Annotated in this window: 11 protein-coding genes; 8 read left to right on the forward strand and 3 right to left on the reverse strand. The window is 68.7% G+C overall.

The genetic code is table 11. The features are described 5' to 3' along the window. Position 1: 1 nt before the first annotated feature. Together ACFE7F_RS06520 and ACFE7F_RS06525 are read right to left on the reverse strand one after the other, a co-directional pair. The gene (locus tag ACFE7F_RS06520; protein ID WP_375403039.1) at positions 2-820 is read right to left on the reverse strand and encodes a hypothetical protein; all 819 of its coding nucleotides are present in this window, start codon (positions 818-820) and stop codon (positions 2-4) included. Beyond that, complete coding sequence (locus ACFE7F_RS06525) at positions 820-3456, reverse strand: TonB-dependent receptor (protein ID WP_375403040.1); 2637 nt, start codon at positions 3454-3456, stop codon at positions 820-822. Before ACFE7F_RS06525 ends, ACFE7F_RS06520 begins: the two co-directional genes overlap by 1 nt. A 362-nt stretch (positions 3457-3818) precedes the next feature. Between ACFE7F_RS06525 and ACFE7F_RS06530 the strand changes: the two genes are divergently transcribed. The 8 genes from ACFE7F_RS06530 to paoC all read left to right on the forward strand — a co-directional run bounded on the left by ACFE7F_RS06530 (position 3819) and on the right by paoC (position 13160). Next, positions 3819-5249 (forward strand): murein L,D-transpeptidase, encoded by a 1431-nt coding sequence (locus ACFE7F_RS06530; RefSeq protein WP_375403041.1) that lies wholly within the window; start codon positions 3819-3821, stop codon positions 5247-5249. 11 nt (positions 5250-5260) lie between these two features. After that, entirely contained in the window at positions 5261-5596 is a 336-nt protein-coding gene (locus ACFE7F_RS06535; RefSeq protein ID WP_375403042.1) for a hypothetical protein, read from the forward strand. 7 nt (positions 5597-5603) lie between these two features. Further along, positions 5604-7196 carry an alpha-amylase family glycosyl hydrolase gene (locus ACFE7F_RS06540; protein ID WP_375403043.1) on the forward strand — a complete coding sequence of 531 codons (1593 nt, stop codon included), beginning with the start codon at positions 5604-5606 and terminating at the stop codon, positions 7194-7196. A 3-nt stretch (positions 7197-7199) separates the two neighbouring features. Beyond that, complete coding sequence (locus tag ACFE7F_RS06545; protein ID WP_375403044.1) at positions 7200-8237, forward strand: glycosyltransferase family 4 protein; 1038 nt, start codon at positions 7200-7202, stop codon at positions 8235-8237. A 47-nt stretch (positions 8238-8284) separates the two neighbouring features. Then, entirely contained in the window at positions 8285-9274 is a 990-nt protein-coding gene (locus ACFE7F_RS06550; RefSeq protein WP_375403045.1) for an SDR family oxidoreductase, read from the forward strand. 66 nt (positions 9275-9340) lie between these two features. Next, positions 9341-9976 carry an aldehyde dehydrogenase iron-sulfur subunit PaoA gene (gene paoA, locus ACFE7F_RS06555; protein ID WP_375403046.1) on the forward strand — a complete coding sequence of 212 codons (636 nt, stop codon included), beginning with the start codon at positions 9341-9343 and terminating at the stop codon, positions 9974-9976. Continuing rightward, entirely contained in the window at positions 9973-10923 is a 951-nt protein-coding gene (locus ACFE7F_RS06560) for an FAD binding domain-containing protein (protein WP_375403047.1), read from the forward strand. Before paoA ends, ACFE7F_RS06560 begins: the two co-directional genes overlap by 4 nt. Positions 10924-10928: 5 nt before the next feature. Next, entirely contained in the window at positions 10929-13160 is a 2232-nt protein-coding gene (paoC, locus tag ACFE7F_RS06565; RefSeq protein WP_375403048.1) for an aldehyde oxidoreductase molybdenum-binding subunit PaoC, read from the forward strand. Here the strand turns inward: paoC and ACFE7F_RS06570 are convergent. Continuing rightward, positions 13120-14319, reverse strand: coding sequence for a hypothetical protein (locus ACFE7F_RS06570; RefSeq protein WP_375403049.1), 1200 nt, complete (start codon positions 14317-14319; stop codon positions 13120-13122). The two genes, paoC and ACFE7F_RS06570, sit on opposite strands and share 41 nt — an antisense overlap. Positions 14320-14342: the final 23 nt, after the last annotated feature.

Consider the following 14342-nt stretch of genomic DNA (forward strand, 5'->3'; position numbering starts at 1 on the left):
CTCATTGGTCAAGGGCGGCGTCCGGCGACGCTTTCGTGACGGGCGTGCCTCGACCGACAGCCGGCCGCATGGCGAGGATGCGTCCGCCTGATCGGTCGATCCCGTAGAGAGTGCCGGGATCGGCCTCGTCCCAATCGATCGCCTGGCCCGCTGCCTCGATTGGGTAGGTACCTGCATGGTCGAGCACCGCCCCGCCCTTGGGCAGCGTCACCGCATACAGCTCGGGCCGGTCGTGCCCGGTGAGGTAGAGCCGCCCGTCGGGACCCCAGCCGCCGCCCGACACGCTCATCGGAGCGATGCGGGCGAGCACCGTCACTGGCAAGGCCCAACTCTCGGTCCGTCGCCACTGGTCGTCGAAGCGGACCAGCAGCGTATGGCGATGGTCGCGTCCGGGCTCGCCGCCCTTGCCGTCGTAATTGGCGAACATGGCCCACCACGCGCCCCCGCGCCGGTCGACCCAGGTCAGGGAGCCTATGCCCTGCCCGAGCGATATGGTGCGGCGATGCGCGAGCGTTACGGGATCGAAGAATTCGACCGCGCTCCAGTGCGGCACCGCCGGAAAGTTCGACGCCGCGCAGACCAGGTCGCGCGCGATCACCGCGCAGGAGTTGATATGCGGAAAGCGGGCCTTGTTGCCCTCCCATGCAGCGCGGCGCTCGCCCGTGCGCTTGTCGTACCGCGCGATGCGGAAGTTCGCGACCGCGTAGAGATCGCGCGGGCCAACCGCGACGCCTTGGCGCGCTTCGGGCGCGGGCAGGCGACGTACGGTCTCCGCGGTCGCGCCGCCTGCGAGTGCGGCGGCGAGCAGCACGGCGCGCATCAGAAGTTCGCGGTCACGCCGGCGAAGAACGTCCGGCCGTACTCCGCCGACTCCTGGAGGAACGTCTGCCCAGGCCCGGTCAGCTCGCGGCGGCCGGCGTCGGACAGGTTCTGCCCCTCGGCATAGATCGTCAGCCGCGGCGTGATCCGGTAGCTGATGTTGGCGTCGAAGGTCGATCGCTCCTTCCAATATTGATCGGCATTGGGGATCGTATCGTTGATCGTCTCCAGGAACCCGCCGATATAGTTCCAGGACACGCGGCCCTCGAACCGCCCGCGCTGGTAATAGACCGTCGCGTTGGCGGTGGCGTCGGGTTGCAGGAACAGCCCGGTCACGCGCGGGCCGACCGCGGTGCGGAAGGTGAAGCGCGTGTCGAGGAAGGTAGCGTTGGCGAAGACTCCGAGCCCGTCGAACGGCTGGGGCAGGAAGGTCAGCGCCTGCTGCAGGTTCAGCTCCACCCCGCGGATCGTCGCGGTCTCGGCGTTGCGAGGCGTGGTGACGATTACCGCTTCCGCGCCGCGCCCGACATCGAGCGTCTCGGTCCCGGTCAGCGTGAAGATCTCGTCCTCGATATCCTTCGAGAACAACGCGATCGAGACCACGCCGCCGCGCGGGTAATATTCGAGCGACGCGTCGAACCCCTCGCTTTGGCGCGGCCGCAACCCCGGATTGCCACGCGACAAGGTCGGCTGGCTGCCGTCGAAGCTCAGATTTTCGCTCGCCACCAATGAGGCGTAATCGGGCCGACCGATCGTGTTGGTGTAGGCGGCGCGGACGACGACGTCCTCCATCGCGTTCCAGCGCAGATGCGCGCCGGGCAGCCAATTGTCGTAACCGCCATCGTTCCCGACCTGGCTCAGCACGCCGCGCAGCGCGCGAAACGCCTGGCTCGACACATCGGTCCGCTCGTAACGCAGCCCCGCGAGCAAGGTCAGCGTGTCGATCGTGTAGCTGCCCTGAAGGTAGCCCGCATACACATCCTCCTGGAGCGTGTAGTTGCCCGTCCCCGGCGTCCGACTCGTCGTGAAGCGCGCCCGATTGGCGTCGAAGAAGTCGATCGCTTGACCCACGTCGATCCGCGGCGTCAGCCGGTAGCGGCCCTGGATCAGCTTCTCGGGGCCCTCGCCGTCGACCTGATCGAGCGTGTAAGTGAAGCCGGTGCCCGCGGTGAAGTTGGTCTGGCTGTTGCTAAACCGCCGCCGCGTCGTTCGCGCCACGCCGCCCGCCTTGGCCCGGAGCCCCGCGCCGTCATCGAAGGCGGCGTTCAGGCGGAGCTGCCCGCTCTTCTCGAACGTGCGGAGCGCCTGGTCGCGCTGTTGCTGAAGAAGGAAGTTCGCCGGGTTGCGATTCGCGGCCTCGTTTACGGGCGTGAAGATCGGATAGAAGTCGCTCGTATCGTAGGTGAAGCCGTAATTCGCGCCCTGGGCGTCGCGCGTACGGAACTCGATGGAGGTGTTGGGGACATATAGCCGCCCTTGCGAATAGATCGCGTCGCCGTCGATCCGGGTTCGGTCGCTCGCGTTCCAGTCGAACGCGGTGCGGCCGACGACGATCTCGCGGTTGGTGATCGGCTGATTGAGCTGGATGATGTTGCGGCCGCGCGCGAAGCTACCACCGGTCGGGGTCTGGTTTGCGACGTTGCCGAGCGGTTCTGTGCGGAATTCGATCCGCTCCTCGTCGTCCTGCGTCCGCGCGTAGATGCCGCTCAGCTCCCAACGGAACTCGTCGCCGTTCCGGTATTCGAGCTTGGCGTTGGCCCCCGCGCGCTCCTTGGTGTTGTTGTACCAGAACAGCCGCAACTGGACGGGCACCTGGATGCCGTTGCCGCTCGCCGCGCCCGAGTTCACCGGTACGCCCGCCGCCGTGTACTCACGGACCGACGGGGTCGCGACCTCGACCTGCGGTATGTCGTAATCGAGCTGTTCGTAGCTCGCGCCCAGCACGATGCCCCAACGATCGTCGGGGCCGAACGTCCGCCCGGTAGCAAAGGCGAGGCGGAGCGAGGGCTTGTCGTTCCTGACATCGCCATTCTGCTCGTAGACGCCGTAGGACGCGATGCCGTTGAAGAACGGGCGCTTGGCATCGAAGGCGCTGCGCGTGGCGATGTTGATGATGCCGCCGATCGCGTTCGCATCGTTCTCGGGCTGGACGGTCTTGATGACCTCGATCCGGCCCGCCATCACCGATGGGATGATGTCCAGCGGCACGGTGCGCCCGCCCTCGTCGACCGCCGACACGATCGCGCCGTCGACGGTGGTGCGATTGTAGGTCGACGACAGCCCACGGATCACGGGAAAGCGCGGTTCGCCCTGGTCCTCCTGCACCGATACGCCGGGAATGCGGCGCAGCGCGGCGGCCGTGTTGTGGTCGGGCAGCTTGCCGATGTCGTCGGACGACACCGCGTCGACGATGGCGAACGACTCGCGCTTGGTCGCGATCGACTCCTGCTGCGCACGGCGCTGGCCGGTGACGACGATGTCCGCCGCGCCGGTTCCCTGGTCGGGGCCCGCCGGCTCCTCGGCCGTCCCCTCGACCGGCGGCGCGGGCGTGCCGACCGTCTGCGCGGACGCCGGACAGAGCGGCGCGACCCCGGCGAGCAGCATGGCGAGTGCACGACGCGCATGACGGCAAGGCATCGATCGTTCCCCCGAGACTGACCGAAGAGCTAGGAGTGAGGCGTGACGGGTCGGCGTCGCCGGCCTTGCAGTTTTGTGACCTGCGAGAAGAGGCATCTTCGGGCGCACCATCGCCACTCCAGGGTGCGATCCGACCGCCACCGCTCGGACGACCTCGGACGAGGGATCGAGGTAGCGGAAGGGACCGGTAGGCTTGCATGAGCGTGGTGCTCCGATGCCGCCTTACGACGAATCCATCCGCGGCCGCCGGGCCGTCGGCCCGTTCGCCGAAACCACTTCCCCTACCCCGGAAATTACCCGTTCATCCCCCCGCAGTGTGCGCTAAGGCAGGCGACGGCGCAGTCGAAAACAGGGTCGGTGAAATGAAGTTGATCAAAGGCCATCTCGCCGGGACGCTCGCGACCCTACTGATCGCTACGCCTGCCGCCGGGCAGGACATTCCGGTCCCCACCTCGCCGTCGATTTCGGCCGCGCCTGCCGTTCCTGCCCCACTCCCCACCCTCACCGGTGCCCAAGTCGCCCAGCTCGCCGACCTCCTCGCCAAGGACGCCGTCGCCCAGGGCCTGCGTCAGGTCGCCGCTCCCATCGACGCCGATCCCGACGCCCTGGTCCGCGCCGCACTGGACCATGCCCGCGCCGTTCACGCCGGACGCCTCGACGCGGGCGACTTCCAGCGCAGTTGGGGCATCAAGCCGCAGGGCTACGACCCGTTGCCCGCCTTTGCCGACGCGGTGGCGCGTGATCGACTGGCGGCCTGGTTCGCGTCGTTGCCGCCGCCCTATGCCGGGTACGACGCGCTCGCCGCGGGTCTCGCCCGCTACCGCGCGATCGCCGCGGCAGGCGGTTGGCCGACGCTGACGTCGGCCCCCGCCTATGGCGCGAGCGGCCCCGCGGTCGCGCTGCTCCGCCGCCGCCTTGCCGCCGAGGACCCGCAAGTTTCAGCCACGGGCGATAATTTCGATGCGCCGCTCCTCGACGCGGTTCGCCGCGCGCAGCGGCGCTACGGCCTGAACCCGGCGGGCCAGCTCGGTGCGCAGACGCTCGCCGCGCTGAATGTGCCCGCCCCGGCGCGCGTCCGCCAGATCGCCGCCAATATGGAGCGTTGGCGCTGGCTGCCCGCCCGGCTTGAGCGCAACCGCGTCCAGGTCAACATCGCCGCCGCCGTGCTGACGGTGTTCGACGGCGACGCGCCCGTTATGTCGATGAAGGCGGTGACGGGCCGTCCCGCCAACGAGACGCCGATGCTGGTGTCGACCATCCACTCGGTCGTACTCAACCCGCCCTGGAACGTCCCCACCTCGATCGCCCAGGGCGAGTTGCTGCCCAAGGAGCGCGCCAGCCCCGGCTACCTCAAGCGCAATGGCTTCCGGGTGATGGAGGGCGGGCGGCTCCAGCAATCGTCGGAGAAGAGCGCGCTCGGCCGTTACAAGTTCGATTTCGCGAACGACTTCGCGGTGTATCTCCACGACACCCCCGCCCAGGCGACGTTCTCGCGCTTCGACCGGCTGGCGAGCCACGGCTGCGTCCGCCTGGAAAAGCCCGCCGAGCTCGCCAAGCTGCTCATGAAAACCACGCCCGAATGGCAGCCCGACGCGATCGACGCCACCGTCGCGGCGGGCAAGACGGTGCGCGCCAAGTTGGCGGACCCGGTCGCGGTATACCTGCTTTACTGGACCGCGTTCGCGGGCGCGAACGGCCAGGTCGGCTTCCGCGCCGACCCCTATGGCTGGGACGAGACGCTGGCGAGTAAGGTCGAGGCTCGGTCCGCGCGCCGTGTGCTCGCGGCCAAATGAGGAGAGCTAAAGTGAACCGTCGCATCCCAATCTGGCTTCTGTTCGCCGCCACGAGCCTGTCGCTGACGGCCTGTGCGCGCTCCGAACCCGAAGCCGCCACCGAGAACCTTGCGATCGAGTCATCGGCCGTGTCCGAGGCCGAACCCGCACCCGCCTATCCGGAGCCGTCCGCGCCGCCGGAGCGCGCCGCCGAGGCGAATGCATCGGTTGAACTCCCGCCCGAGGCCGCAGCCGCGCCCGACGAGCAGATGCTTGACGATGCGTCGGCGACCGGCATGACCGCCCGGGCGTCGCGCGGTGAGGAGGAGACGCCGGGCACGGCCGCGACCGGCAACGTCGAGGAGTAGGCTTCCCATGGCCAAGCGCTGGTGGGAGGCCGGGGTGGTCTACCAAGTCTATCCGCGCTCGTTCCAGGACAGCGACGGCGACGGGGTCGGCGACCTACGCGGCGTGATCCGGCGGCTGGGTCATATCGCGGACCTCGGCGTCGATGCGATCTGGCTGTCGCCGATCTTCCCATCGCCGATGGCCGATTTCGGGTATGACGTGGCCGACTATCGGGGCGTCGATTCGTTGTTCGGATCGCTCGCAGACCTCGACGATCTGATCGCGGCGGCGCACGATCGCGGACTCAAGCTGTTGCTCGACTTCGTCCCGAACCACAGCTCGGACCGGCACCCCTGGTTCGTCGACAGCCGCTCCTCGCGCGCCAGCCCGAAACGCGGTTGGTACATCTGGCGCGACCCCGCTCCGGACGGCGGCCCGCCTAATAACTGGACGAGCGACTTCGGCGGCTCGGCGTGGGAGTACGACCCGGCGAGCGGCCAATATTATTACCACGCGTTCCTGAAGGAACAGCCCGACCTCAACTGGCGCAACCCCGACCTCCGCCGCGCGATGATCGACGTCATGCGGTACTGGCTCGACCGCGGCGTGGACGGGTTCCGGATCGACGTGCTCTGGCACATATTGAAAGCGGCGGATTTCCCCGACAATCCGCCCAATCCCGACTACCACCCCGACATGGGCGAGAAGTTCGCGGTGCTCCAACACCACTCGACCGACCAGCCGGGCACCCACGAGATCATCGCCGAAATGCGCGCGCTGGCCGACGGGTACGACTGCGGGGACGAGCGCGTGCTGATCGGCGAGATCTGCCTGCCACTTTCCCGCATGGTCGCCTATTACGGTAGCAACGACGACGGCGTGCACCTGCCCTTCAACTTCGAGCTGATCGAGTCCGTTTGGGACGCACGCAAGCTCGCCCACTTCATCGACGCATACGAAGCCGCGCTGCCGCCGGGCGCTTGGCCCAACTGGGTGCTGGGCAGCCACGACGCCCCCCGCGTCGCGGGCAGGCTGGGCGAGGCTCAAGCGCGCGTCGCGGCGATGCTGCTGCTTACCCTCAGAGGAACGCCGACGCTGTATCAGGGCGACGAGATCGGCATCGGCCGTGTCGATATCGCACCCGAACGGCTCCGTGACCCTCGCGAGCTGCGCGAGCCCGGACTGGGTCTCGGACGCGACCCCGCGCGCACGCCGATGGCCTGGGATGACACGGCGAACGGCGGCTTCACCGACGGCGAGCCCTGGCTGCCGCTCCACGCCGACCAGGCGACGCGCAACGTCGCGGCGCAAGCGGTCGACCCGGCATCGATGCTGGCCCTGCACCGCCGCCTGCTCGCGCTGCGGCGCGCGCATCCCGCGCTCGCGACGGGCGACTATACGGCCGTCGAGGCGGAGGGCGACGTCTTGGCCTATCGCCGGCTCGGCGGCGGCGAGGAATGGCTCGTGCTCCTCAATCTAGGCGATCGCCCGCAGGACTTGCCGGTCGCCGTCACCGAATATGCGACCGTCCTTTCAACCCTACCCGGCGATCCGCCGCTCATCCCTACGCTCTTGCGACCCGACGAGGGGTTTCTACTAATCCGCCGTCAAGGGGACTGACCGTTGCGCGTCGCGATGCTGAGCTCGATATCCTGGCGGACGCCACCCAGGGGCTACGGCCCGTGGGAACTGGTAACGAGCTTGCTGACCGAGGCGTTGGTCGCTCGCGGCGTGGACGTCACACTATTTGCGACCGCCGATTCGGAGACCGCAGGCACGCTCGCCGCGGTCGTCCCGCGCGGCTATTCGGAGGACCCCACCCTCGACGCAAAGGTGTGGGAGATCCAGCACGTCGCCAACGCATTCGAGCGCGCGGGTGAGTTCGACATCATTCACAATCAGGCCGATTTCGTCCCGCTGGCCTTCTCACGGTTGATCGACACCCCGGTCGTGACCACGATCCACGGCTTTTCGTCCGACCGCATCCTGTCCGTCTATCGTCGCTACGACGACCGGGTCGCTTACGTATCGATCAGCGATGCGGACCGATGTCCGGACCTGACCTACGCCGCGACGATCCATCACGGTATCGCCGTTCCCGACTTCCCGTTCGATCCCGTCGGCGGCCCCGACCTGCTTTTCTTCGGCCGCCTTCACCCCGACAAGGGTGCGGGCGAGGCGATACGCGCCGCACGAGCGACCGACCACGACCTGCGGATCGCCGGCCTGATCCAAGACCAGGGCTATTTCGACCGGGAGGTTGCGCCCTATCTGGACGACCAGACCCACTATCTAGGCGTTATCGCCGCGGCCGATCGCGCGCGGACGCTCGGGTCGGCCAAGGCGCTCCTTCACCTGATCGGGTTCGACGAGCCGTTCGGCCTGTCGGTGGTCGAGGCGCTCGCCTGCGGGACACCCGTCATCGCCTACGACCGCGGATCGATGCCCGAGCTGATCGAAGACGGCGTAACCGGCTTCCTGGTCGACGACTTGCCCGGCGCGATCGCAGCGATCGGCCGCATCGACGAGATCGACCGCGCCGCCTGCCGCCGCGCCGCCGAGCGCCGCTTCTCCGTTGACCGGATGGCGGACGAATATCTGTCCCTTTACCGACGGTTGCTGACATTCGGACCGAACGCTGCGGCACGGAACCACCCCTGATCCGAGCTGTTGTTCGAGGGAGCGCCCATTCCGAAAAGGCCGATCCCATGACCGACACCGACACCAGCCGTCGTTCCTTCGTCGCGGGTGCCGCGCTTGCGGGCGCCGCCGTCGCCGCACCGGCGATCGCGCAAGAGCCCAATGCGCCCGGCGCGCCGACCACGCCGCGCGCCGCCGCCTATCCCAAGCCGCCCTTTCCCAACCAGCGCCAGCCGTGGCCCGGACTTGCCTCCAAGATGTCGCCGCGTCCCGACCACGGCGAGACCAGCTACCGCGGCTCCGGTCGCCTCGCGGGCAAGCGCGCGCTGATCACCGGCGGCGACTCGGGTATCGGCCGCGCCGCCGCGATCGCCTATGCGCGCGAGGGCGCGGACGTCGCGATCAATTACCTTCCCGCCGAGGAACCCGACGCGCGCGAGGTTATCGCGCTGATCCGGGCGGATGGCCGCAAGGCGGTCGCGATCCCCGGCGACCTGCGCGAGGAGGCCTTCTGCCGCCGCCTGGTGGCTCAGGCAGCGCGCGAGCTCGGCGGGCTCGACATCCTCGTCAACAACGCCGCGCGCCAGCAGACCAAGCCGACGATCGACGCGATCTCGTCGGCCGACTTCGACGCGACGATCAAGACCAACGTCTATGCCCCGTTCTGGCTGACCAAAGCGGCGGTCGCGCTGATGGGCCCGGGCGCGGTGATCGTGAACACCTCGTCCGAACAGGCGAGCGACCCTTCGGAGGATCTGGTCGACTATGCCCTCACCCGCGCGTCGATCCTGAACTTCACCAAATCAATGGCCAAGCAACTCGCCTCGCGCGGCATCCGTGTGAACGCCGTTGCTCCCGGCCCGTTCTGGACGCCGCTCCAGGTGTCGGGCGGCGCGTCGCCGGAGAAGCTCGTCAAGTTCGGCAGCCAAGCCCCGCTCGGCCGTCCCGGCCAGCCCGCCGAGATCGCCGGACTTTATGTCGCCGCGGCCGACCCGTCGCTCAGCTTCTCCACCGGCCAGGTTTTCGGCGCAACCGGCGGCGGCGGTCAGCCCGCCTGACGAAGAACCGTTCTAGGTCACCGGGCGCTATCCATGTTAGGATCATCTCGGAAGGATCTTCGAAACATGGGCGGCGATCATGATTTTTCGCGTCGGGGTGTCATCGGCGCGGGCGTGGCCGGCATGGCAGTGAGCGGTATAGGCCTTTCCGACGACGGCGAGGCGCAGGCTTCGCTTCCCGCCACGACGGCCACGATGTCCGTATCGCTGACCGTCAACGGCCGGCCCCGCACGCTCGACATCGACCCGCGTACTTCGCTGCTCGACGCGCTCCGCGAGCATCTGAAGCTTACGGGCTCCAAGAAGGGCTGCGACCATGGCCAATGTGGTGCCTGCACCGTGCTGGTCGAGGGTCGCCGAATCAACAGCTGCCTGTCGCTCGCCGTAATGCATGACGGCGAAGCGGTGACGACGATCGAGGGGCTGGGCCGCCCCGGCACGCTCCATCCGATGCAGGCCGCCTTCGTGAAGCATGACGCGTTTCAGTGCGGATACTGCACTCCTGGCCAAATCTGCTCGGCGGTAGGGATGCTCGGCGAGATCGAAGCGGGCGTGCCGAGCCATGTCGCGGCCGACCTGTCGGCCAAGCCCGGCGTGACCGTGGATGAACTGCGCGAGCGGATGAGCGGCAATCTATGCCGCTGCGGTGCCTATTCCAACATTGTCGAGGCGATGGCTGAAATAGCGGGATCGCGCGCATGAGGTCCTTTACCTACGAACGCGCCGCCACTCCCGCCGCGGCGGCCGCGGCGGCCGCGCGGACGCCCGGCGCGCGCTTCATCGCGGGCGGGACCAATCTGCTCGACCTGATGAAGCTCCAGATCGAGACGCCCGCCCACCTGGTCGACGTCAACCGCGTCGGCCTCGACAAGATCGAACCGACGAAGGAGGGCGGCCTCCGCATCGGCGCGCTGGTCCGCAACACCGATCTCGCCAGCGACCCGCGCGTCCGCCGCGACTATGGCGTGCTCTCCCGCGCGCTGCTGTCGGGGGCAAGTGGCCAACTCCGCAACAAGGCGACGACCGCGGGCAACCTGCTCCAGCGCACCCGCTGCCCTTATTTCTACGATACCACCAAGCCGTGCAACAAGCGCCGCCCCGGCACCGGCTGCGCCGCGATCGGCGGCTTCAATCGCAATCTGGCGGTGATGGGCGTGAGCGAGAAGTGCATCGCCACCCACCCCAGCGACATGGCCGTCGCGATGCGCGTGCTCGACGCGACCGTCGAGACGGTCCGCCCCGACGGACAGACGCGCGCGATCGCGATCGCCGACTTCCACCGCCTGCCCGGCGACACGCCGCACATCGACACCAACCTGGGCGCGGGCGAGCTGATCACCGCCGTCATTCTGCCCAAGCCGATCGGCGGCACGCATGTTTATCAAAAGGTCCGCGACCGCGCCTCCTACGCCTTCGCGCTCATCTCCGTCGCTGCCATCATCGAGCGCGGCGGGCGCGGACGGCTCGCATTCGGCGGGCTTTCGCACAAACCCTGGCGCGTCGAAGCGGCCGAGACACGCATCGCCGCCGGCCCGAAGGCGACCGCCGATGTCGTCCTCGCCGGCGCGCAGACCACGTCCCAGAACGCGTTCAAGCTGCCGCTGGTCGAGCGCACGCTCGCCGCCGTCTTCGCGCAAACGAAAGCCTGATCCGCATGCGCTTCGACACCCCCGCCGAAACCAACCCCATCGACCGCATGACGGTGGTCGGCAAGCCGATCGACCGGGTGGACGGCCCGCTCAAGGTCTGCGGCCTCGCGCCCTACGCCTACGAACGCCACGACGTGGTCGCGAACCAGGCTTACGGTTACATCCTCGGCTCCGCGATCGCCACCGGCCGTATCCGCTCGATGGACCTGACCGAGGCCAAGCGCGCGCCCGGCGTGGTCGCGGTCGTCACCCACGCCAACGCGGGCAAGCTCGGCAAGCCCAAGGCGATCACCGCCACGCTGCTTGGCGGGCCCGAGATCGAGCATTTCGATCAGGCCATCGCCATCGTCGTCGCTGAGACCTTCGAACAGGCGCGCGCCGCCGCCCAGCTGATCCGCGTCGACTATGCCCGCGTCGACGGTGCCTACGACCTGCGCGCCGCGATGCCGACCGCCAAGCCCGTCGGCGAGTCCAGCGGCGAGGGCAGCGCGTCGCCCGGCCGCATGGAGGTCGGCGACTTCGACGGCGCGTTCGCGCGTGCACCGGTCACCGTCGAGTCCGAATACTCCACACCCGACGAGAGCCATGCGATGATGGAGCCGCAGGCCACCATCGCCGCGTGGGACGGCGACGAGCTGACGGTGTGGGCGTCCAACCAGATGATCAATTGGGCGGTACGCGACATTGCCCAAGCCCTGCTGATCCCCCGCGACAAGGTGCGCGTCGTTTCTCCCTATGTCGGCGGCGGTTTCGGATCGAAGCTGTGGATCCGGTCGGACACGGTGATGGCGGCGGTCGCGGCGCGGGTGGCTAAACGCCCGGTCAAGGTCGCGCTCACCCGCCGGCAGACCTTCAACAACACGACCCACCGCCCCGCCACCGTCCAGCGCCTGCGCCTGGGCGCGGAACGCGACGGCCGGATCACCGCGGTCGCGCATGAGAGCTGGTCGGGAGATTTGCCGGGCGGCGGCCCCGAGACCGCGCCCTCGCAGACACGGATGCTCTATGCGGGCGCGAACCGCCTGGTCGGCATGAACCTCGCGGTCCTGAACCTTCCCGAGGGCAACGCCATGCGCGCGCCCGGCGAGGCACCCGGCATGATGGCGCTCGAGGTCGCGATGGACGAGCTCGCCGAGAAGCTCGGCATGGACCCCGTTCAGCTCCGCATCGTCAACGACACGCAGGTCGACCCGGAAAAGCCGACCCGCCGCTTTTCCGAGCGCAACCTGATCGGTTGTCTCCGGACCGGGGCCGACCGTTTCGGCTGGGCCAAGCGCAACGCCAAGCCGGGCCAGGTCCGTGACAGCCGTTGGCTCGTTGGCATGGGCGTCGCCTCCGCCTTTCGCAACAACCTGACCATGAAGTCCGCCGCCCGCGTCGCGATCGACCGCGCGGGTGTCGTCACCGTGTCGACCGACATGACCGACATCGGCACCGGTAGCTACACGGTGATCGCGCAGACCGCCGCCGAGATGATGGGCGTACCCATCGACAAGGTGATCGTGCGTCTCGGCGACTCCAGCTTCCCCGTTTCGTCGGGATCGGGCGGACAGTGGGGCGGCAACAGCGCCACCGCGGGCGTGTACGCGGCCTGCGCCAAGCTGCGCGAGGCGGTCGCGGCCAAGCTCGGCTTCAACTCGGCCGATGTCGAGTTCGCCGGCGGCCAGGTCCGATCGGGCAATCGCAGCGTACCGCTGGCCGAGGCGGCGGGCGACGCTGGGCTGACCGCGGAGGATTTCCTCGACTACGGCGACCTGTCCAAGACCTACCAGCAATCGACCTTCGGCGCGCATTTTGTCGAGGCGGGCGTCGATGCGCTGACCGGAGAGGTCCGCATCCGCCGCATGCTCGCGGTCTGCGCGGCCGGCCGCATCCTCAACCCCAAGACCGCGCGCAGCCAGGTGATCGGCGCGATGACGATGGGCGTCGGCGCGGCGTTGATGGAGGAGGCGGTGGTCGACACGCGCTTCGGCTGCTTCATCAACCACGACCTCGCCGAGTATCACGTGCCCGTCCACGCCGACATCCCGCACCAGGAGGTCATCTTCCTCGACGAAGCGGACGACAAATCCTCGCCCATGAAGGCCAAGGGCGTGGGCGAGCTCGGCCTGTGCGGCGTCGGCGGCGCGATCGCCAACGCCGTCTATAACGCCTGCGGCGTCCGCGTTCGCGACTATCCGATCACGCTCGACAAGATCATCGCGGGGATGGCGCCGCTGCCATCGCGAGTGGCGTGACCGGCTGACGCATGACGCTCCAGCCCTCCGGCAGGTACTCGGTCGACATATAATAGTAGAAGTTGCACCCGCCCGCCGCGTCGTAACTCGCGCCCTTCAGCAGCCCGACCGCGACCGTGCCGATGAACACCGGCCCGCCGCTGTCCCCGCTGCGGCACACCGGCCCGCCCACGGTCACCCAGGTCGGCGTGCAGGCCCCGCCGCACAGATCGCCCGACGGCGCGAAGTCCGTCAGCTCGACCTCCGCGCAGCTATAGCCGCTCCGCTCGCCCCGGTGGCACGTGAAGTCGCCTGCGCGCGTGCTTCCCAACTGACGCGTGCCCGTCACCGGCCGCACCTGCGCCCTGGCGGTGTCGGCATGGAAGAACGGCCTGAGCGGTTCGCTCGCCAGATGGAGTTGCACGTCCTGATAGCCCCAACCCCACTGACCTACGAACGTCAGCGGCGCCTCGCGACGGTCCGCCGCGATATGGGCGAGCGCGTCCGGGCAATGCGCGGCCGTGACCACCCCGGCCTGCACGCCGTTCGTGACGACGAACCCGGTCGTGCAGGCATACCGCCGCCCGTCGACCGGGCTGACGCCCACCACGCGCGCACCGCCGTCGACCGCGCTGTCCGCATCGGGCAGATCGACCGCTTGCAGCCGGACGGGCACCCCCGTCATCAGCGTCAGAGCCGTGACCAACGCATCGTGGCCGTACCCGCCGATGTCCGCGCGATTGAGCGTGACCACCATCTCCCCCGTCCGCTGATCGACGCCCAGCCCGGGTGGATGCGGCAGCGCGGCGCGAATCGCCGCCTGATGCCGCTCAATCGCCGCGACCACCTGACCCCGCGTCGCGACCGCGCCCGTGCGGTAGACGACCGGCACGACGATGCCGGCGGCGTAGAGCCGTTCCTCCGCAACGGGCATGGTCCCGGTCAGCAACACGACGACTCGAAAGGTCGGAGAGTGCTCGACCGCGATCCCCGCCAGTCGGCCCGCAAAGCGAACGGCGATCGTGTCAGTCGCGGCGACCGTCTCCTCCAGCGCGCGGAGTCGATATCGCGCCTGATCCGACAACACGCCGTAGCGAGCAGCGTACTCGCCCGCGTCCTGCGCGAGCGCGTCGATCGGCGTTTGAAACGTCTGGGCCGCTACCGGCGCGCTCGCTAGCATTGCAAGCGCCAGCGCGCTTCGAA

It is taken from the genome of uncultured Sphingomonas sp., from assembly GCF_964235535.1.
GTDB lineage: Bacteria > Pseudomonadota > Alphaproteobacteria > Sphingomonadales > Sphingomonadaceae > Sphingomonas.